Here is a 20,071-nt window from a genome sequence, read left to right as displayed (position 1 = left end):
TCCCCGCCCGGCTCGGCTTCGCGGACGATGGGACCGTCGATGCCTACGGCCGCCCGCACCGGCGCTTCGTCCGGGAGCGGTGAGGCGGGGCCGGTCAGCCCGCCGGCGTGGTGACTCGCTCGTGCGCCCAGGCGCCGCCCTCGCGCCGGTAGCCGACGCGCACGTGCTTGCGGTCCAGCCGCGACTGGGTGAACTCGTACCAGGCCGGCTGCAGCGCGTAGACCTGCCAGTCCGGGTTCGGGGAGCCGTCGTAGCTCGGGCGCGAGGCCCAGTCGGCCTGCGAGGTCGCCTCGTCCAGCGCCACGACCTCGCCGCCCACCTGCACCTGCCTGCCGCTCTCGCGCCAGAAGAAGGTCATCGCGGCGCGGGGGTCGGCGGCGAGCTGCTCGCCCTTGCGGGAGGTGCGGTGGGTGGAGACGTGCAGGCCGCGCTCGTCGAGGTCCTTGAGGATGAGGGTGCGGCCGACGGGCGCGCCGCCGTCGAGGGTCTGGAAGGTCATGGCGTGCGGCTGTCGGGCGCCGCTCGCGATCGCGTCCTCGAGCCAGTCGAGGAAGAGGGCGGCCGGGTCCTCAGGGACGGAGTCCGGGTCGAGGTCGGGCATGTCCTCGGGGAAGGACGGCAGGGCGCGGAGGCGGTCGGCGAGGTCGCTCATGCCCGCCATCCTCGCGCCGACGGCCCCGCCGCTCAACCCGGTGTCCAGGCAGGGACGCCTCGCTCCCACCGGCCGGTCGCGCGGAGCGCTGGCTGGGGCAGATACACCCAGGTACGCCCCGGCCCAGGTTCTGCTGCCCGCAGGACCGATGCGATGCGCGACATAGGTCCTGGGGGCAGCAAAACCTGTCGGTTCGACGGGCCCGCCCGCCGGCGGGGATCAGCCGAGGAAGGTGCCGTTGCCCGCCTTGATGACGGTGGCCTCGTCCGAGCCGGGCACCGTCACCTCCGCGTCCGCCCAGGCCATGGCCGTGGAGACCACGCCGGTGACGGCGAACAGGATGAGGAACAGCATGAAGGGCTCGGGCAGCTTGTTGCCCGCCCTCTCGACGCCGTTGAGGATCTTGTCGGTCAGGCCGGTCCTGGCCGGCGGAGCGGGTGTTGCGCTCATGGGGTCTCCAGTGGGGGTGGGGAGAGGCCTTCGGTCGTCGGCCGACGAGGGCCGGCGGGGGCTGCTGCGACGGGTCCGCCGACGGACGGCCAGGGAGGGGCCGTCCGCCGCGGCGGATCAGTCGAAGAAGGAGGGGACCTCGATCGCACCGCCGGCTGCGGCGAACTGCTCGGCGACGGCGGCGGCGAGCGCCGGGTCGTGCAGGACGTCGAGCTGGGTGGCGGCCAGGCCGTAGGCCCCGTCGGTCGCTGCCGCGCGGGCGTTGGCCGAGGTGGACTCGGCCGCGAACTCGCGGGTGTGCAGGGCGACGTCGGCCGGGGCGATGCGGATCAGCGGATGCATGCCGGGCAGGCGGTAGCTGACGTTGCCGAAGTCGGTGGAGGCGGCGAGGGTCGTGGAGACCACGCCCAGCGGCAGCGGGTCGCGGCCACGGCGACGCTGCGCCTCGACCCAGCGGCCGGTCAGCGCGTCGTTGGTGCGCACCGGCAGGGAGGGCGGGTGGTGGTCCCAGGTGACGGTCACGCCGACGCCGGCCATCAGGGCCGCGCCGTGGGCGACGTCCTCGACCCGGCGGGAGAGATCCTTGAGGGTCTCGGGCCGCTGGGAGCGCACCTACAGGCCGAGCTACGCGTGGTCGGGGACGACGCTGGCCCGCTCGCCGCCCTCGCGGATCACGGCGTGGATGCGGTCGCTGGGCGGGGTCTGCTGGCGCATCAGGCCGATGCCCTGGTACATCAGGCTCGCCGCGTCCAGGGCGTTCCGTCCCATGAACGACTGCGCGGAGGCGTGGGCGGTGTGGCCGTGGAACTCGACGGTGAGTGTGCGTCTGCCCAGCCACACCTGGTCGGCCAGGTCGTAGCCGGGATAGCCCTGCGCCATGACCGCGGCGTCGAGCCCGTCGAAGGCGCAGTCGCGAGCCATGTACTCCTTGCCGGTGTGGCCCTCTCGGCGGGGGTGCCGAGGTAGGCGACGGTGCCGGGCAAGGCCGAGGGGTCCTTCTTCGCGAGCTCCGTGAGACCCAGGAAGGCGCCCAGGCCCATCACGGCGATGACGATGTGGCCGCAGCCGTGGCCGATGCCGGGCAGGGCGTCGTACTCGGAGAGAACCGCGACGGTCGGCGCGTCGGCCGATCCGGCGCCCTCGCCGCGGATCTCGGCGCGGATCGCCGTGTCCAGGCCGTGCACGCCGAGCTGGGCGTCGATGCCGTGGCCCTCGAGGATCCTCACGATCGCGGCGGCGGAGCGGTGCTCCTCGAAGGCGACCTCGGGATGCTCGGCGAGGTCGATCATCAGGTCGACGAGCTCGGGGCCGGCCTTGTCGACCTCCTCCTCGAGCCGGGAGCGCAGCGCCTCCGGGGTGCCGGTGTGGTCGGAGCCGGGTGGCTCTGCGTGCGCTGAGCCGCCTCCCTCTCCTCGTCGAGCTGGTGCATGTAGGCGGTGGACCGCTCGGTCGAGGTGGACCCGAGCCGCACGGGGGACGGTTCAGACATGGGCCCGAGGGTAACGGGCCTCACTGGATTCCCGTCGCGCCCCTTCCGCCCGTTGCGCTCCCGCCGCCCGCGCGCGTCCATCCCTCGCGACGGTACGATGCCCCCACGGTGCCCCGCGGCGATCCCGCACCGCGCCGTGCGTCGGACCGCCCATCCCTGCGGTCCAGGGCCGTCTCCCGCGGCCGTCGTGCCGTCGACCCCCAGGCGGCGCATCTTCCCCGGGTCGCCGACGTCGTCGACCTCTCTCCCCCGCGCCGTGACCGGCGCAGCTCACCCGGAGGCTCATCGTGAGTGCACCAACCCCGTCCGCCGGCGCCGCCACCCAGAGCGCCGATCGCGGTGCGTTCCGCGGCCGCACCGCCTTCATCTTCGCGGCGATCGGCTCCGCCGTCGGCCTCGGCAACATCTGGCGCTTCCCCGCGGTCGCCTACGACAACGGCGGCGGCGCATTCATCCTCCCGTACCTGGTGGCCCTGCTGACCGCCGGCATCCCCCTGCTGTTCATCGACTACGCGATCGGCCACCGCTGGCGGGGCTCACCCCCGATGGCATGGCGCCGCCTGACCCGCTGGACCGAGTTCATCGGCTGGTGGCAGGTGCTGATCTGCGTGGTCATCGCCGTGTACTACGCGCTCATCATCGCGTGGGCCGCCAATTACACCGTCTTCTCCGTCGACACCCGCTGGGGCGACGACCCCGGCGCCTTCTTCGGCTCCTTCACCCGGGCCCTCGAAGGGGCCGACGTCACCGTCGCCTTCGATTACGTCCCACCCGTGCTCATCACCTGCATCCTGGTGTGGGTGGCCATCGTGCTGGTGATGGTGCTGGGTGTGCACAACGGCATCTCCAAGTCCGCGATGATATTCATCCCGCTGCTGGTGATCATGTTCGTGATCCTGGTGGCGCGGGCCATGATGCTGCCCGGCGCCTTCACCGGCCTGAACGCCTTCTTCCGGCCCAACTGGGGCGCGCTGCTGAGCCCGGGGGTGTGGGTCGCGGCCTACGGCCAGATCTTCTTCTCCCTGTCGGTGGCGTTCGGCATCATGCTCACCTACGCCTCCTACCTGAAGAAGAACACCGACCTCACCGGCTCCGGCCTGGTGGTCGGCTTCGCCAACTCGAGCTTCGAGATCCTGGCCGGCATCGGCGTGTTCAGCGCGCTGGGCTTCATGGCCCAGGCGCAGGGCGTCGCGGTCGACGAGGTGGTCTCCTCCGGCATCGGCCTGGCGTTCATCGCCTTTCCCGCCATCATCGGCGAGGCCCCCGGCGGCGCCCTGATCGGCGTCCTGTTCTTCGGCTCCCTGGTGCTGGCCGGCTTCACCTCACTGGTCTCGATCGTGGAGGTCGTCATCTCCGCGATCGGCGACAAGTTCGGTCTCTCCCGCGTGCCGGCCACGCTGCTGGTGACGGTGCCGCTGGGCCTGTTCTCGATCGCGGTGTTCCCCACCACCATGGGCCTTGCCCTGCTGGACGTGATGGACAACTGGGTCAACCAGTACGGCATCGTCGGTGCCGCCCTGGTGAGCACCGTGGCGCTGGTCTACCTGGTGCGGGCCCTGCCCACACTGCGCGACCACCTGAACCTGCGCGGCTCGTTCCGCCTGGGCACGGGATGGACCGTCTGCGTGGCGGTGATCGTGCCGATCGTGCTGGGCGTCTCGCTGATCGCCTCCACCATCGACCTGATCGGCGGCGAGGGCACCTACTCCGGCTACCCGCTGTGGTTCAACATCGTGTTCGGCTGGCTGATGGCCCTGAGCCTGGTGGTGGGCAGCGTGGTGCTGTCCCTGCTGCCCTGGCCCCGCGACTCGAACCTCAACCGGCCGGACTCCGACGGGGACGAACTGGCACCGCCCGTGGTCCCCGGCACCGGCCTGTCCGGCCATGACGTGGCCACCCCCCACCAGCTGCGCCCGGCCGGGCCGCAGGACGGCCGTTCCTGAGGCCCGCATCCTCAGGCACCCAACCTCTCCACTGTTCCCGAACTCCAGGAGGAGTCAATGTCCGTCTCCGCGATCGTCATGATGGCCGTCTCGATCCTCACCGTGTGGGGAGGACTCGTGGCCGCGGTGCTGAACATCATGCGCCACCCCGAGAGCGACGTCTGACCAGCACTGCTCGAGGCCCTGACCGCTGCGCCCGCCCCGCGGTCGGGGCCTCGACCATGTCCGCGGCACAGCTCGGAAGCCCCGGATGTGACCTAGGTCTACCGGTTGGTCATGGATCGGGACGATCCAATATCGACGAGGGACCAACGTCCCAAGTCGGGCACAGCGGTCACCCTGCAAGGGTGCGCCCGCGCCGCCGCAGGCGCTACGGCTCACATCACCGCTGGCCAGCGCGAGATGTGGGGGAGAAGGCGGAGGAGCGAGCGGCCCCGGGTAGGGATAACGCGCGAAACAGCGCGGGAGTATACAACAGCCCTCCGCACCTACCGACCGCCTGGGCTTACGATTCTGCAACATCACACGCTCCCGCCTAGGGTCGAGTCATGGCGCCCACACAACCGGTGTGCGTTTCGAGACCCGGGAGGTATGTCATGACCGATCCCTACCGTGACCAGAACCAGACCCACCGCGGGGAGCCGTGGAACCAGCCGCCCACCCCGGGCGCGCCTGGCACCACGTCCGGCGGTGTGGAGGGCCAGGGAATCCCCGGCCCCGGCGTTCAGGGCACCGCGGTGCCCCCGCCACCCGTCCCCTACGACGACGACAAGAGCGGAACCGGCCAGCAGGCCAAGGACTCCGCACGCAACGTCGCCGAGGACACCAAGCAGGCAGGCGGCGCTGTGGCCGGCACCGCCAAGGACGAGGCCCTCGGCGTGAAGGACGATGCCGTGCGCGAGGGCCGCAAGCTCTGGGACGAGACCTCCTCGACCCTCAGCACCCAGGCCTCCGACCAGCTCAACCGCGCCGCCGGCACGGTGCGCACCTTCACCGACGACCTCGGGCGGATGTCCCGTGGTGAGAAGCCCGAGGACGGCCTGGCCACCGATCTGGCCCAGCAGGTCACCGACCGCACCGGCGCCCTCGCCGACTGGCTGGAGAACCACGAGCCGGCCGACGTGCTGACCGAGGTCAAGAGCTTCGCCCGCCGTCGCCCCGTCGCGTTCCTGGCGATCGCCGCTGGCCTCGGCTTCGCAGCCGGGCGCCTCACACGCTCCGTCGCTCAGGTCCACTCCGACGACGACGACCAGGACGTCTGGGCCAGCCGCACCGGCACCGCGGGCTTCTACGGCCCGGGTGACAGCCAGTACCGGGCCACCCCCGTGCCCCCGCAGCCGGGATACACCACCGGCGGCACCGTCCCGCCCGTGGACCCGTCCGTCGGCCAGGCGGTCCCCGGCACCCCGGGGTACGACGCACCCGGCCAGCAGGGCTACCCCTACGACGCTCCGGTGCCCCCCGCCGAGCCGACCCGTCCGGTGCCCCCGCGCCTGCCGGAGTCCGATGGGCGAGGTGACATCCGGTGAGCTCCCAGTACACCCCTCCACCCTCCGAGGCCGAGCGCCGGGCGGAGACGGAGTCCCTGGGGACCCTGATGTCCAAGGTCACCACGGACCTGTCCACGCTGATCCGACAGGAGATCGCGCTGGCCAAGGCCGAGCTGACGATTTCCGCCAAGAAGGCGGGCAAGGGCGCCGGGATGTTCGGCGGCGCCGGTGTGGCAGGGCACTTCGTCCTGCTGTTCCTGTCCATCGCCCTGTGGGCCGCCCTGGGCGGCACCGTCATCGGCTACGCATGGGCCGGCGTGATCCTCGCGATCCTGTGGGCGATCCCGGCCGCCATCCTCGCCGTGGTGGGCAAGAAGAACATCGACGAGATCGAGGGCGCTCCGCAGACTGCCGAGACCCTCAAGCAAGTCCCCGAAGCCGTTACTCCCTCTAAGGAACCGCGATGAACCAGCAGCATCCTGACGAGATCCGTGCCGATATCGAGCGGACCCGCTACAACCTGTCCAACGACGTGGACGCCATGGCCGAGAAGGTCACGCCCTCCAACGTCGCCCACCGCCAGGTCGACAAGGCCCGCGGTGCCGTGCGCGACGCCGTGGGCGGTGTGAAGGACCGCGTGATGGGGACGGCCGACGACGTCGGCACCAGCGTCTCCGACACTGCATCCAGCGCCAAGCACGGCGTGCAGTCCGCGGCGCAGGACGCCGGTGACGCCGCACGCCGGGCACCTCACCAGATCAAGCGGCAGACCCAGGGCAACCCCCTGGCCGCTGGTCTGATCGCCCTGGGCGTGGGCTGGCTCGCGGCCTCACTGCTGCCCGCCTCCCAGAAGGAGCAGCGTCTGGCCCAGCACATCGAGGATCGCGCACAGCCGGTCCTCGACGACGTCAAGGACCAGGCCCGCCACGTGGCCGACGAGCTCAAGGAGCCCGCTCAGCAGGCTGCCCAGAACGTCAAGGAGTCCGCTCAGGACAGCGCCGAGAACGTGAAGCTCGAGGCGCAGATCCAGAAGGACGAGGTCACCGACTCGGCCAAGAGCAACGCCGAGGACGTCAAGAACACCGCGCAGGACAGCTGACGCTCACCGGACCGGGCCCCGTGCCCGATCCGCTCCCCCGTCGACGGCCCGACGGCCCCGCCCCAGTGGTGGGTGCCGCCGGGCCGTCGGCACGACTGCTCAGCGGTGGAGCGGGTACTGGCCGCCCACCCAGTACGCCCCGATCACCGTGAGCGCGGAGGCGGCGAGCACCGCGACATCGAGCGCGGTCACCCTCAGGTAGGCGAGGCGCAGGGTGCGGCCGCTGGTATTCGCCGCGCCGTAGGTGAAGCCCCGGGTCTCCAGCGCTTCCACGGTGGTGCGCACGTTCTTGGCGGTGTTCAGCATGATCGGATAGAACGCGGTCACGGCCAGTGTGCACCACTGCAGGATCACCCTCCATCCGAGGATGCCCCGATGCGGCGGCGGGGCGTGGCGCAGCCGTTGCCCCTCGAACACGGTCACGTACTCGTCCACCAGGATCGGCAGCATGCGGTACCCGTAGCTCACGCCGAAGGCGAGCAGTTCGGGGGCCCGCAGCGCCAGCAGTGCGTCCGAGAGCTTCTCCGGGTCCAAGGACACGAAGGCCGCCATGGATGCCATCGAGACTGCACCCAGCTTGAGGTTCAGCTCGGCCAGCGCCACCAGCGTGTCCAGGTTGCCGCCGAACAGGAACGAGGCGAGGAACAGCCCCACCACGTCGGCCCCCAGGCCGATCACGAACAGGCCCAGCACCAGCGGTCCCACCCGGGCCAGGGCCACCGAGGCCACACCCAGGCCGAACAGCATCAGCAGCACAGTGAGGTTGTGGGTGAACCAGGGAGCCAGCGCCAGCAGCACGTACCAGGCCAGCACCATGCGCGGATCCATCCGGGCGAAGAGGCCGCCGCGCGTGGAGTAGGCGGTGCGCAGCAGTTCAAGGCGCACCCAGTCGACGCTGAGCACGTCATGGGTCTTGCGGGCCATCAGCGCTGGCCTCCGATCATGAGGGCGGGTTGCTGGTCGCGCAGATGCTCACCCAGTTCGGCGGCGGTCAACGGCAGTGGGTCGATGCCCAGGCTGTGCGCGATCCGCGCGGCCTGGGGAGGCACCAGTCGCGCCTGGCGGGTGATCTCGGGGCGCGCGAACAGCTCGCGCGGGGTGACGTCGGCCAGCACCCGGCCCTGGTCCAGGACGATCACGCGACTGGCCCAGGTGGCCACCAGCTCCATGTCGTGGCTGGCCACCACCGCGCAGCGCACTGTGTCGGCCAGTGAGTCGAGCATCCCGATCACGTCGTCGCGGGAGCGCACATCGAGGCTGGAGGTGGGCTCGTCCAGCAGCAGCAGGGAGGGGCGCATGGCGAGCCCGATGCCGATGGTCGCGCGGCGCTGCTGGCCGCCCGAGAGGCTGCGGCCGTCCCGCTCGGCGAGCTCCTCCAGGCCCACCCCCCCAGCACCTCCTCCACCAGCTCCTGCGCCCCGGGACCTGGCGGCCCGCAGGGAACAGCGCGATGTCGGCCCGCACGGTGTCCTTGAGGAACATCCGCTGAGGGTGCTGGTAGAGGTAGGAGACATGGTCGGCGAGGCGGGCGGCGGAGCGGGAGCGGGTGTCGATGCCGGTGACCGTGACGGTGCCCGAACGGGGGACCATCAGGCCGGTCAGCAGTTTCATCAGCGTGGTCTTGCCGGCGCCGTTGGTGCCCACCAGTGCGATCCGCTCCCCCGCGTGCAGGTCGAGGTCCAGGTCGATCAGCACCGGAGCGAGATCGCCGCGCACGGTGCGGTAGCCGTGGTTCACCCCGCGCAGGGAGGCGACGACCTCGCCGCGGCCCTCGGGCCCGACGGTGTCATCCGCGGCGGGATTGGCAGGCGGTGCGTCCCGCAGGTGGGGGCGCAGCATCGGGACCGCGGAGTCCACGTCGAGGGCCACCCGATCGGCGCCTACCGCCGCGGTGAGGGACACTGCATCGGGCGCAGGGATGCCGTTGTCCTCCAGTTCGCGGTGGCGGTCCATGGCCTCCTGGACGGGCAGGTGCCACACGGGGGCGCCGTCGGCCATCAGCACCACCGAGCGGGCGAACTCCGCGATGAACTCGGCGTGGTGCTCGATCGTCACCACGGTGATGCCGTGCTCGCGGTTCAGCTGCTGGAGGCGCAGGTAGATCTCGCGGGCGCGCGCCGGGTCGAGCTCGGCCACCGGCTCGTCGACCACCACCACCTCCGGCCGCAGGGCCAGCACGGCGGCCAGCGCCACCAGGTGCGACTGCCCTCCGGAGAGCTGCCACACGAAGCTGTCGCGCAGGTGGCTGATGCCCAGCTGCGCGAGAGCCTCCTCGGTGCGCTCGCGGTAGTCCGCATGGCCGAAGTTGAGGGGCCCGAAGGCGACCTCGTCGCGGACGGTGGGCCGCACCAGCTGGTTCTGGAAGTCCTGGTACACGTACCCGACCCGGCTGGACAGCTCGGCGACGGAGGATTCCCAGGTGTCGGTGCCGCCCACGTGCACACTGCCGGCGAAGTCACCGTTCCAGTAGTGCGGCACCAGTCCGTTGAAGGTCTTGCACAGGGTGGTCTTGGCAGAGCCGTTGCCCCCGACCACCGCCACGAAGTCCCCGCGCTCGATGGTGAGGTCGACGTTGCGCAGGGTGTCGCGGTCGGTCCCGGGATAGCGGAAGGAGAGGTCCTTGACCACGATCACCGGGTCACCGCTGCCTGTGGACGGAGAGGAGGACGGGAACGGGGAGGAGGTCGGGGGCACGGTCTGCACGGGATGCTCCGGCGGGTCGGTCAGCGCTGCTGACGGGTGTAGGGCGATTCGGCCCGGTCCGCCTCGGCCCGGCCGGAATCGGCCCGGTCCGCCTCGGCCCGACCAGAATCGGCCCGGTCCGCCTCGGCCCGTGCGACGTCCTCGCGCACCTCAGCTTCGTGCAGCTCGGTGTCGGCGGCGGTGCGGGAGAGGCGGAACAGGATCAGCGCCACGAGCAGCACCAGCGCGATCGCCACCACCGAGACCACGATGAACCAGCTGCCGAACCGGTCGAGGAAATCGGGCTCCCACTCGCCGGCGTTGAGGTCGAAGGCCTCCAGGAACGCGAAGCCGAAGGAGGCAATGGCCAGCAGCAGCGCGAAGCCGACGAACAGCGGGGTGCGCGGGGCACGGCCGGGGATCGGCTCACCGGGAACGCGGGGGCGCATGCCCATCAGCGGCTCGATCTTCCCGTGCAGAGCCGGGATCAGCCACAGGGCAGGGATGGCACCCAGCAGGATGCCGCTCATCAGCACGTCCACACCCAGACCGATGATCTCCAGGGCCAGCACCGACTCAGGCAGACCCTCCACGAACTCGGCGTCCTCCACGCCGATCCACACCTTGGACAGGTCCACCACGGCCGAGAGCACCTTGTCCACCAGCACCACCACCAGCGCACCGATGACGATCTGGACCCGGCTGCGGGGATTGCGGATCAGGGAGCCGGCGATGTAGACCGCCAGGAACATCTGCAGGTAGCCCTCGACCTCGGCAAGGCCGGAGAAGTCACCCATCAGCAGATCCGTGAAGACGATCTCTCCCAGCGGTGCGCCCAGCGCCGCCCAGAGCGGGGAGAACAGGGCCGCCATCACCAGGGGAACGAACACCATGTAGGAGACGGAGACGTCGACGGGGCCGATCGAGGGGTCGGGGATGATCTCCAGGATGATGTTCGAGAGCCCGAACAGGCTCATCGACAGCACGAAGATCATCAGCTTCTGGGAAGTAGTCAGGTCCACGCGGCGCAGGCCGTCCACGGTGCCGCGCAGGGTGCCGCGGCGCTGGTCGTCGGTGGTCCGGGGTGAGTTCTGGGTGGTCATGGCGGGGCTCCTTGGGGCAGAAGGACAAGCAGGTGAGAAGGGCAGGACGTGGGGTCAGGACGTGGGGTCAGTGCGTCGGATCGGTGTGGAGAGTCATGAGGCAGGGGTCAGGCGCGAGGCGAGCAGGTCGATGACGTCGAGCGGTGAGTCGAGCACGTGGTCGGCGTGGCCGGCAGCAAGGGCGGAGTCGAGGGCCTCGTCGGGGTCCTTGCCACCGCGCAGCAGGCACACGGTGCCGATCCCGGCCTCGCGACCGCCGCGGCCGTCGTTGAGGACCTTGTCCCCCACGTAGACGACGTCACCGGGATCGGTCTCCAGCCCGGCGAGAGCCGCCTCGAAGACGGCGGTGCCGGGTTTGCGCACCCCGATCTCGTCGGAGTACGCGGCCGGGCCGATCAAGTGGCCCACGCCGTAGCGCTCCAGGATCTCCCGCACCCCGCGGCCGGAGATGGTGTTGGACACGATCCCGACCACGACTTCGTGCTCGGCGCACCACCGGATCAGCTCGACCGCCCCGGGGCGCGGGGCGGGCAGGGACTTGGCGCGGTGCAGCGCCAGGGACAGCTGGGGACCCTCGATCCGAAGTGCGGCCCGGAGGGTCTCGGGCAGGTCGCGGCCGACCAGATCGCCCCACAGCTCAGCGGGGTCCACCTCCGCGTGGCGGTGCCCGGCATCGGCCTGGGCGTCGCGCTCCCTCTTGCGGGCCCGGTGCCGCTCCCAGCCCTCGTCCACGGCCTGCTGCGCCTGCTCGATGGTGACAGGGGTCCCGATGCGCTCCGCGAGGTCGACGATCAGCTCGCCCACCTGTCGGTTCCGCTGCGGGTTGGGAGTGGACAGGGTGATCACGCCGCCGTGGTCCAGCAGCAGAGCGGGATGCGCGGGGCCGGCAGCAGTCGGGCGCAGGCCGCGGTCGGTGACACCGAGGCGAGCTGCTGCTGCGGGCTCAGAACCGCGGTCGCCCTCGGCCAGTGCCGTGTGGAGGTGGGCCACCAGGTCCTGAGGCGTCTCCAGGATCAGGTCGGGGATGTCGGTGACCGCGAACGGAGGGTGGTCGGTGCGACGGTCGCGGGTTATCACCACGGTGCCAACCCCGGCACGGCGACCGGCGGCGACGTCCCGATCGAAGGTGTCGCCTACGTACCAGGCATGCTCGGGCAGGGTCCCGAGTGCCTCGGCGGCTCGGTGGATCATCCCGGGGTGGGGCTTGCGGATGCCCACCTCATCGGAGTACACCTGCACGCCGAAGTACCGGGCCAGGCCGTGCTGCTCGAGGATCTCCCGGTGCGCGCGACCGGAGTGGGCGTTGGAGACGATGCCCAGGCGGACGTCGTTCTCACGCGCCACGGACAGCAGCTCCGGGATGCCCGGGCGCACATGGTGGTCGGAGACCAGCACCGACATCGAGGCCAGGATCGCGCTGGCGTCCAGTGCCAGGGCGGCCCGGGCGGCCGCAGGGAGATCGGCCAGCAGGAAGTCCGCGACGATCTCGCGCGGCGTGAGCTCCCGCGGCTCGTGGCGGCGGGAGGCGGCGTTCTTCCACAGCGACAGTGCGGTGCGGCCGGCTCGCAGGGACTCCTCCAGCTGCTCGGCATCGAGACTGATGCCAAGGGCGCGGCTGCGGTCCTCCAGCTGAGCAGCCAGGTCCCGGGCCCAGCTCACGCGGGGCGTGGTGGAGAAGACCACGCCGCCGAAGTCCAGCAGCAGGGCCCGGGGGCGCGGCAGTACGGCAGGGCGGTGCTCGTCGGCGGCAGGGGTGGTGGTCGACAGCGCGGTGCTCACGTCTCTCCGTTCGGGGGGAGGCCCGGTGGTGGGCCGGTGGTTCCCACGCTAGGAGCGACCGGCGGGCCGCTCGTGAACAGTCGGTGAACCCGTCGGCACACCTTCGCCACGGTGCCTGAAACTCTTCAGGTGCGCACGTCATCAGCGCATCGGCGCGGGCGACCCGGGTGATAGACGTGGGGCGTGAGATCCTCGCGCCCCACCCTCGCCGCCGTCGCCCGCGAGGCCGGGGTCTCCTCGGCCACCGCCTCGATGGCGCTCAACGACCGCCCCGGGGTGCGGCGGGAGACGCGGCTCGCGGTGCTCGCCGCCGCCCGTCGGCTGGGGTACCGCCGCGCGGGTGCGGCCTCCCCCGGGGGTGGGCTGATCGGGGTGCTCCCCACGGACCTCGGCAACCCGTACCACACCGATGTGATCGCGGGGATCGAGGAGCACGCGGAGCGGGAGGGGCTCGGAGTGGTGATCGCGCATGGTCGGCGCGACAGCGCTCACCTGGAGCGGCAGCTGCAGCGTCTGCTGGCCCTGGGCGTGGACGGCGTCATCGCGGTGACCACCTGGCTGAGCCCTGCCGCTCTCGAGGCAGCCGCGGCGACACTGCCGGTGGTGGTGATCGGCCGTATGCAGGACGCGGTGCCCGGTACGGACACGGTGCGCAACGACGACGAAGCAGGGGCGGCGCTGGCGGTGCGCCACCTCGTGGAGCGGGGCCATCGGCACCTGGTGCACGTCACCCTGTCCACCCGCCCTGGTCCCGCGTCCCGGCGGGCCGGGTTCCTGGCCGAGGCGGAGCGCCTGGGTCTGCGCGAGCAGGTGCACGTGATCGGTCCGGACTCGCCCCGTGACGGGATGGAGATGGTGCTGCGCGCGCTGCGGCGCGGTGACCAGGACGCTCCCACGGCGGTGTTCGCGGCGAACGACATCGCGGCGGTCTCGGTGCTGCACCGGGCCGCGGACCACCGGGTACAGGTGCCGCAGCAGCTCAGCGTGGTGGGGTACGACAGCTCCACCGTGGCCCTCACCGTGCGGCCGCACCTGACCAGCGTGAACCAGCCACGATCGGAGATGGGCCGGCTCGCGGCGCAGATGCTCCAGGAGAGGTGGCGGGGTCGCGAGCACGACTCCCTCAGCGTCGTGGCACCCGTCCTGCGGGTGCGCGGCTCCACAGGGATCGGGCCCGCCCTGCGGTGAGGGGGCGCCGAATGTGACCTGGGCCGTCCCGGTTAGCGCCAATGGGGAGCGTCGGGTAACCTGTATCTCGCTCTATGAGCGCTGGAGGATTCGCCTAGCGGCCTATGGCGCACGCCTGGAACGCGTGTTGGGTTAACGCCCTCGGGGGTTCAAATCCCCCATCCTCCGCCGTTGTCCTGAGTCGCGACATCGTTGACAGATGATGTCGCGACTCAGGCTTTTTTGCGTGGGTTCACTGGCTGGCCGGGGCGGGGTGTCTGGGTGGGTGTGCTGTGGGTTCGCGGGAGCTTGGGCTGGTAGTCCCGGCCGGGGTCGATGCGGTACTCACCGGTCAACGATCACCAGCACGATCCCTGCCCAGGGCTGTGTCGTGAACTCACACACCGCACCCTGCGCCGCGTGACCAGCGATGATGGTGTTTTCCGTGCTGGATTAGCTATGCAGGATCACTCGAGCGAGCCAGTGAGCCCCGGCAACCACAGCGACAGCGCGGGCACGTACGCGATGAGGATCAGCAGTGCGATAAGCGCGGCGAAGAACGGCAGCAGGCGCGGCACCACCCGCTCGATGCTCACCCCCGTGATGCCGGTGGCGACGAACAGCACCGACCCGACCGGCGGGGTCATGGTGCCGACGCACATCGCCATGATCAGCACCATGCCGAAGTGGACCGGGTCCATGCCTACGCTCTCTGCGATGGGCAGCATGATCGGGGTGAAGATGAGGATCGCCGGCGTGATGTCCAGGAACGTGCCCACGGCCAGCAGCACAATGAGCATCAGAGCGATTACCACCGGCCCGGAGGACGCGACCGACAGCATGGCGTCGGTGATCGCCCCGGGGATCCCGCTGAACGCCATGATCCAGCTCATCGCGCTGGAGGCGGCCACGAGCAGCATCACCACGCCGGTGGCGCTCACGGTGTCGCGGATGATCCGTGTGATCGTCTCCCGGTTCAGTGCTCGGTAGATCAGGGAGAGCACCAGGCAGTACACGACGGCGACGGCGGCACCCTCCGTAGCGGTGAAGACGCCGGCCACGATGCCGCCGACCACAATGATGATCAGCAGCAGCGAGGGGATGGCGCGCAGCAGCACAATGAGCCCCTGCCGTATGCCGACGCCCTCGCCTCCACGCAGCCCCTGGCGCAGCGCGATCGCTGTCGCCACCGCGATCACCACGAGGCCCATCAGGATGCCGGGAATGTATCCGGCCATGAACAGCGCCGAGACGGACACACCGCCGGCGATCGTGGAGTAGACGATCGCTGCGGTGGTCGGCGGGATGAGCAGCCCGGTGGAGGCGGAGGAGATGTTCACCGCGGTCGAGAACGCCGGGTCATACCCTTCCTCGTCCTGCCGACGGTGCAGGGTGCCGCCGATCGCGGCAGCGGAGGCCACCGCGGATCCGGACAGGGCGCCGAACAGCATGTTCGCCACCACGTTGGTGTGCGCGAGGGAGCCGGGCACGCGACCAACGATCACGAGTGCCAGGTCGATCAGGCGTCGCGCGATACCGCCGCTGTTCATGATGTTGCCGGCGAGGATGAACAGGGGGATCGCCAGCAGCGGGAAGCTCTCCACGCCGCCGGTCATCTGCTGCCCGAGGATGAAGGTGGCGTCGCTCCAGCCGAGCACCGCGACGATGGTGACGAAGCTCGAGACGCCGATCGCAATGGAGATCGGGACCGATGCGAACAGCAGCAGGAAGAACAGCCCGAACAGCAGAAGGGCAGCACCGAGGGCGCTCATCGCTTGTCCTCCGTCCGTGTCGAGGGACGGCTGGTATCCGCCGTGGATCGGGTATCGCCTGCGACGGCTGAGGGCTTAGTCGCCTGCGTCGCCGCGGCTGCCTGGCTGCTCGTGCCGTCGGCCGACGGGTCCAGCAGGGCGGTGACCTGAGCAAGAGCAATCATCAGGCCGCTGATCGGGACGATCGCGTAGACGGCGCCACGGGAGATGCCCAGCAGCGCCGACATATCGCCCAGCGAGGACAGCACCAGCATCACACCGCCGATACCGAGCACGAGCACGGCGAACAGCAGCACCAGCACGTCCACGGCGCGGGTCAGTCCGCGCCGGGCGGGGGCCGACAAGCGGTCCGGAAGGATCGACAGCGCCATGTGCCGACGCTCGAGGAATGCGTACGACGCCGCGAGGAAACTTGTCCAGATCAAGGCGTATCGCACCAGTTCCTCGGTCCAGGCGGTGGGCTGGTTCAACGCGTAGCGCGTGACGATCTGGATCATGACCAGCACTGTCATGAGTACGAGCAGTGTGCCTGCGCTCCACAGCAGGGCCGTGGCGAGGCCGCGGCGGATGGTTGCGATGCCTCTCATACCAGCTCTCCTCAGCCTCGTGCCTTCTCGATGATGTCCAGAACGTCGGCCACCTCGGGGAAGTCCGCGCCGAACTCGTCGACCACCTCGCGGGTTGCCTCCCGGAAGCCCTCCTGATCGATGTCCTCGATGAACTTCACGCCCATCTCGGCCGCTGCGGAATAGGACTCCTCGATGCTGGTGGCCCAGTCCTTCTTGTGGTTCTCGGTGGCGGCTTGCGCGGCCTCCCGCAAGGTGGTGCGGTCCTGTTCATCCAGCCGCTCCCAGGCGGGCGTGCCAATGGTGAGCAGGTCGGGGATGCGCGTGTGCTCGGTGAGGGAGAAACACTTGGCTACTTCGCCGTGCCCGGACTGGTCCAGCGCGGTCTCATTCGATTCGGCGCCGTCGATCAGCCCGGTCTGCAGGGCGGTGTAGATGTCACCGAAGGCCATGACGATCGGGGAAGCGCCCAGCGCGGACATCATCCGCACCTGTGTGCGCATGTCCTGGATGCGGATCTTCAACCCGGCGGCATCCTCCGGTGTACGCACCGGAGTGCTGCCGGTGTAAAAGGAGCGGGCGCCGGAGGTGAAATAGGTCAAGCCCAGCAGGCCAGCATCCTCATTCGAGGTGAAGAAGCGCTGCATGGCATCGGAGTCGAGCGCCGCGTAGTAGTGCTCTTCGGAGTCGAACACGTAGGGCAGTCCGAATGCGTGGTAGCCCGGGTTCCAGGCGGCAAGCCCTGGTGAGCCGACGCGGGTCATATCGACGATTCCTTGACGTAGCTGGCCGAGCACCTGGGGTTCGCTCCCCAGCTGTCCGCTGTCGAACATGGAGATCCGCAACCGGCCCTCGCTGCGCTCCTCCACCTCAGTCGCGAAGGCGGCGAGGGCCTTCGACGTCACGTGCTGTGGGTCCAGACTGTTGGCCAGTGACAGCGTGAGCGGTGCGGAGCTGCTGGCGTCCGCACTGGTCATCTGCCGGGAGGGGTCGCCGCAGCTGGCGAGTGCCATCGACCCGAGGCCAACGGCGCCAGCGAGCGCCAGAGCGCGGCGCCGGGTGGGGAGCGCGTGGTTCATCGCAATCTCACATTCCGATCATGTCGAAGGGCTCGACGCTGACCACGATGCGGTGGTCGGCACCGTCGTCCGGCATGCGCACCAGTGCGCGGCCGAGCTCCGGGTCGTAGTGCCAGGCCCGCCGTGCCGCATCGAAGCGCGGGCGATGCAGCTCCTGGTCAATGCGCTCACCGTCGATCTGCACCCAGTACGGGGCACTGGACGGGCAGATCACCTCCCACTGCACGTGGCTGAGCGGGCTGCGGAAAGAGCCCGAGCGCGTCACCGTGATCTCGATGCGGTCACCGCCATTGACGGTGATGGTGGATTCGCGCAGGTCGCCGCGCTCGTAAGCGCGGGTTGCGCCGTCGTCCTCGTAGAGCACGAACTCGGCGGGGCCGTCGGCAGCGGCCGGGGGTGCGCACAGAATTCGCAGACTCTCGGGTCCCGCGCCGGTCAGACTCATCGGCTGCTCGGCAGCGATCGGCAGGATCGCGCCATCGGGCAGGAACAGCGGGATGGAGGAGAGGTCCACGTCCAGGGTGATCTCCTGCCCGCCCTCGTGCACGCGTCCTGTGTCGAGCTCGTGGAAACGCCGCCCGGCAGGCAGACGCACGGTGCGGGTCCGCGCCCCCTTTTCGAGCACGGTCGCGACCAGCAGGGCGTCGCCGAGCATGAACTCGCTGCTGGTGGTATCCAGTGCCGGGTCCTGCTGGAAAGCGGAGACCATCGGCTCCATCAGCGGCAGACCCTCGACGTACGCGCGGCGCATCAGTGAGTACAGGTAGGGCGTGAGGCGGTAGCGCAGCAGGATCGCCTCGCGCACGAGCGGAGCGACCGACGGATGCATCCATGGCTCAGTGACCGTGTTGTCGCTGTTGACCGAGTGGATGGAGAAGCGCGGCTGGAAGATGCCGTGCTGCACCCAGCGCAGCAGCAGTTCGGGGCCGGGCCGTGGACCGGCGAAGCCGCCGATGTCGCAGCCGTGATGGGCCACACCGGACAAGCCCATCCCGAGGATCGTGGCGATGTTGTGCTGCAGCGATCGCCAGGAGGTGAAGTTATCGCCCGCCCACGTCTGGGCGTACCGCTGGATGCCGGCGTGCCCGGCACGGCACACCACGAACGGGCGAGCGTCGGGGTCGACGGCGCGGATCGCGTCATGGGTGGTGGCGCACATGAGGTTCGCCATCACGGTGCGCAGTCGGCCGATGGTGGCGCCGTGGCCTTCGAAGTCGACCCGGGCATCCTGATCCACGATCGAGTCGTACTCGCAGTTGTCGTTCCAGACCGAGAGCGTGCCCTTGTCGAGCACGGCCTCCTGCAGCCAGGTCGCCCAAGCCTCGCGGGCGGCTGGGGACGTGAAGTCGACGAACCGGCCGGGGCCGCCCCACCACATGCCACGCTCGGCGTCGGGGGCGACAACGGCGTCGGCTGCATGGTTCGCTGCGTTGTCGATTCCGGAAGAGCCGTCGGGTCCGGCGGAGCCATCTGCCCCAGCCGGGCCGTTAGCCCCGCCTGCATCGCTCTGCGTGCCCTCTGCTGTGCGCACGAGGACGCCGGCACTCGCGAACTCGCTCAGGCGCGGGTGCACGTCGAGGATGCCGGGTTTCACGTTGGGGGAGACGACGATGCCACGCTCGCGCATTGACGCGAAGAACCCCTCGGGATCGGGAAAGCGGTCATCGTTCCAGGTGAACACACAGCGTTTCGGCCCGTCGGCCGTGTCCTGGGTGGTGTAGCCGGAGGAGAGCTGGAAGCCGTCCACCGGGATGCCTTCGCTGCGCGCGGTGTCGATGAAGTTCAGCAGCGCCTGGTCGCAGTTGCGATCCAGTTCGGCGTAGAACATGGACGAGGCGAGGTAGCCGAGCGCCTGCCGCGGCAGCATGGCGGAGCGGCCGGTGAGCATCGTGATGCGCCGCACGACGTCACGGATCGACGGGCCAGCGATGACGAACAGATCCAGGTCCCCGCCGTCGGCGCGCATGCGGGTACGGCGCGGCCAGTAATTCGAGTGCTCGCGCGCGAGATCCAGATCCAGCGCCCACGTCGTGTGCCAGAACATGCCGCTGGCTCGCCGGGTGGCGCGGTCCAGGCGGATCCCGGCCGGGATGTGTTTGTACAGCGGATCCGAGTTCTCGGGGTCGAAGCCGAGTGCGTCCTTCGGGCTCAGCGTCAGGGCGCGACGGGACTTGTCCAGGCTCCCGGTGCTCTCACCGAAGCCGTAGAACGCGTCGTGCTCGCCGGCCACGGCATAGTGCAGCACGCGCTTGTTGGTGTCCTGTTGCCAGGCGATCCCCGGCACGTCGCGGTGCAGCACCTGGCCGTCCTGATCCGTCACCGTGATCGCGAAGGGGTTGCGGTCCACACGCACGGTGAGTCGGCCGCCGCTGATCAGCACGTGGTCGTCCTCATCCGCGTCCATCGTGAGCGGGAGGGGATCGACGCGAGTGCGCTCCTCGCCAAGCACGGGATCAAGGCGGTCTTCCCAGGCGGTGGTGACCAGGCTGTAGGAGGCTTCCTCGAAGGCTCCGTCGAAGCTGGCACGGATTCTCAGTACTTCGGGCGTGAGCAGCAGCAAACGGATCTCTGGCCCGTTGGTGAGCAGGCGGATCCAGGGGCCGTCTGTGTGGACGGTGTGCAGCGCACGGGCGATGGGCATCGCTCTCCGACTCCTTCGGCGGTCTCGGCACAGGGCAGCGCAGGGAACACAGCAACGGTGTCGAGTCACTGTGACATGCTCCACCGGTTGCCGCGCATTGTCATCGATTGCCGTCCGCAACGAACACGACCCCCGGTTCGTCAACGATGACGCGACTCA

General features: G+C 70.0%; 19 protein-coding genes, 1 tRNA gene and 1 pseudogene. 8 read left to right on the top strand and 13 right to left on the bottom strand.

Annotation, left to right across the window (positions count from 1 at the left end):
• Positions 1-94 precede the first annotated feature (94 nt).
• From IOE58_RS11315 to IOE58_RS14880, 4 genes are all read right to left on the bottom strand, one after another.
• A complete protein-coding gene (locus IOE58_RS11315) occupies positions 95-652 on the bottom strand; it encodes a pyridoxine/pyridoxamine 5'-phosphate oxidase (RefSeq protein ID WP_193866486.1) in 558 nt (185 codons plus the stop codon).
• A 219-nt stretch (positions 653-871) separates the two neighbouring features.
• Positions 872-1,102 (bottom strand): AbgT family transporter, encoded by a 231-nt coding sequence (locus IOE58_RS11310; protein WP_348981963.1) that lies wholly within the window; start codon positions 1,100-1,102, stop codon positions 872-874.
• Positions 1,103-1,219: 117 nt separating this feature from the next.
• On the bottom strand, positions 1,220-1,714 hold the full coding sequence (locus IOE58_RS14885) for a zinc-binding metallopeptidase family protein (RefSeq protein WP_431831704.1): 495 nt from the start codon (positions 1,712-1,714) through the stop codon (positions 1,220-1,222).
• Between the two features lie 12 nt (positions 1,715-1,726).
• Complete coding sequence (locus IOE58_RS14880) at positions 1,727-2,023, bottom strand: peptidase dimerization domain-containing protein (RefSeq protein ID WP_431831703.1); 297 nt, start codon at positions 2,021-2,023, stop codon at positions 1,727-1,729.
• Between the two features lie 134 nt (positions 2,024-2,157).
• On the opposite strand from IOE58_RS14880, the gene IOE58_RS14875 reads away from it, so the two are divergent.
• The 6 genes from IOE58_RS14875 to IOE58_RS11280 all read left to right on the top strand — a co-directional run bounded on the left by IOE58_RS14875 (position 2,158) and on the right by IOE58_RS11280 (position 7,123).
• Positions 2,158-2,499, top strand: a complete 342-nt coding sequence (locus IOE58_RS14875) for a hypothetical protein (protein ID WP_431831702.1) — start codon at positions 2,158-2,160, stop codon at positions 2,497-2,499.
• Between the two features lie 379 nt (positions 2,500-2,878).
• On the top strand, positions 2,879-4,534 hold the full coding sequence (locus IOE58_RS11300) for a sodium-dependent transporter (protein WP_193866485.1): 1,656 nt from the start codon (positions 2,879-2,881) through the stop codon (positions 4,532-4,534).
• A gap of 57 nt (positions 4,535-4,591) precedes the next feature.
• Positions 4,592-4,699, top strand: coding sequence for a methionine/alanine import family NSS transporter small subunit (locus IOE58_RS11295; RefSeq protein ID WP_017823107.1), 108 nt, complete (start codon positions 4,592-4,594; stop codon positions 4,697-4,699).
• Between the two features lie 431 nt (positions 4,700-5,130).
• Positions 5,131-6,063, top strand: a complete 933-nt coding sequence (locus tag IOE58_RS11290) for a hypothetical protein (protein WP_193866484.1) — start codon at positions 5,131-5,133, stop codon at positions 6,061-6,063.
• The gene (locus IOE58_RS11285; protein ID WP_193866483.1) at positions 6,060-6,491 is read left to right on the top strand and encodes a phage holin family protein; all 432 of its coding nucleotides are present in this window, start codon (positions 6,060-6,062) and stop codon (positions 6,489-6,491) included. Before IOE58_RS11290 ends, IOE58_RS11285 begins: the two co-directional genes overlap by 4 nt.
• Positions 6,488-7,123, top strand: coding sequence for a DUF3618 domain-containing protein (locus IOE58_RS11280; protein WP_193866482.1), 636 nt, complete (start codon positions 6,488-6,490; stop codon positions 7,121-7,123). The genes IOE58_RS11285 and IOE58_RS11280 overlap by 4 nt, the downstream gene beginning before the upstream one ends.
• A gap of 99 nt (positions 7,124-7,222) precedes the next feature.
• Here IOE58_RS11280 and IOE58_RS11275 read toward each other — a convergent pair whose 3' ends face one another.
• From IOE58_RS11275 to IOE58_RS11260, 5 genes and pseudogenes are all read right to left on the bottom strand, one after another.
• Complete coding sequence (locus IOE58_RS11275) at positions 7,223-8,047, bottom strand: energy-coupling factor transporter transmembrane component T family protein (protein WP_193866481.1); 825 nt, start codon at positions 8,045-8,047, stop codon at positions 7,223-7,225.
• Positions 8,047-8,637, bottom strand: a complete 591-nt coding sequence (locus tag IOE58_RS14535) for an ATP-binding cassette domain-containing protein (protein ID WP_250647045.1) — start codon at positions 8,635-8,637, stop codon at positions 8,047-8,049. The genes IOE58_RS11275 and IOE58_RS14535 overlap by 1 nt, the downstream gene beginning before the upstream one ends.
• A 4-nt stretch (positions 8,638-8,641) precedes the next feature.
• Positions 8,642-9,658, bottom strand: a pseudogene (locus IOE58_RS14530) (ATP-binding cassette domain-containing protein); the annotation flags it as partial.
• Positions 9,659-9,846: 188 nt separating this feature from the next.
• Complete coding sequence (locus IOE58_RS11265) at positions 9,847-10,908, bottom strand: DUF8171 family membrane protein (protein ID WP_228019787.1); 1,062 nt, start codon at positions 10,906-10,908, stop codon at positions 9,847-9,849.
• A 93-nt stretch (positions 10,909-11,001) separates the two neighbouring features.
• A complete protein-coding gene (locus IOE58_RS11260; RefSeq protein WP_193866480.1) occupies positions 11,002-12,687 on the bottom strand; it encodes an HAD-IA family hydrolase in 1,686 nt (561 codons plus the stop codon).
• Between the two features lie 183 nt (positions 12,688-12,870).
• Between IOE58_RS11260 and IOE58_RS11255 the strand changes: the two genes are divergently transcribed.
• Both IOE58_RS11255 and IOE58_RS11250 read left to right on the top strand, forming a co-directional pair.
• Positions 12,871-13,875, top strand: a complete 1,005-nt coding sequence (locus IOE58_RS11255) for a LacI family DNA-binding transcriptional regulator (protein WP_193866479.1) — start codon at positions 12,871-12,873, stop codon at positions 13,873-13,875.
• Positions 13,876-13,958: 83 nt separating this feature from the next.
• Positions 13,959-14,043, top strand: a tRNA-Ser gene (locus tag IOE58_RS11250).
• Between the two features lie 278 nt (positions 14,044-14,321).
• On the opposite strand, the gene IOE58_RS11245 is transcribed toward IOE58_RS11250, so the two are convergent.
• The 4 genes from IOE58_RS11245 to IOE58_RS11230 are packed head-to-tail and all read right to left on the bottom strand — an operon-like array spanning position 14,322 to position 19,912.
• Positions 14,322-15,626, bottom strand: a complete 1,305-nt coding sequence (locus IOE58_RS11245) for a TRAP transporter large permease (protein WP_193866478.1) — start codon at positions 15,624-15,626, stop codon at positions 14,322-14,324.
• Positions 15,623-16,213: a TRAP transporter small permease gene (locus tag IOE58_RS11240; RefSeq protein WP_193866477.1), complete on the bottom strand. Its 591-nt coding sequence runs from the start codon at positions 16,211-16,213 to the stop codon at positions 15,623-15,625. Before IOE58_RS11240 ends, IOE58_RS11245 begins: the two co-directional genes overlap by 4 nt.
• A gap of 11 nt (positions 16,214-16,224) precedes the next feature.
• Positions 16,225-17,271 carry a TRAP transporter substrate-binding protein gene (locus tag IOE58_RS11235; protein WP_193866476.1) on the bottom strand — a complete coding sequence of 349 codons (1,047 nt, stop codon included), beginning with the start codon at positions 17,269-17,271 and terminating at the stop codon, positions 16,225-16,227.
• A gap of 7 nt (positions 17,272-17,278) precedes the next feature.
• The gene (locus tag IOE58_RS11230) at positions 17,279-19,912 is read right to left on the bottom strand and encodes a TIM-barrel domain-containing protein (protein WP_193866475.1); all 2,634 of its coding nucleotides are present in this window, start codon (positions 19,910-19,912) and stop codon (positions 17,279-17,281) included.
• Positions 19,913-20,071 lie beyond the last annotated feature (159 nt).

Origin of the sequence: Brachybacterium epidermidis (assembly GCF_015209585.1) — a bacterium.
GTDB lineage: Bacteria > Actinomycetota > Actinomycetes > Actinomycetales > Dermabacteraceae > Brachybacterium > Brachybacterium epidermidis.
This window is presented reverse-complemented; position numbering and strand designations above follow the sequence as displayed.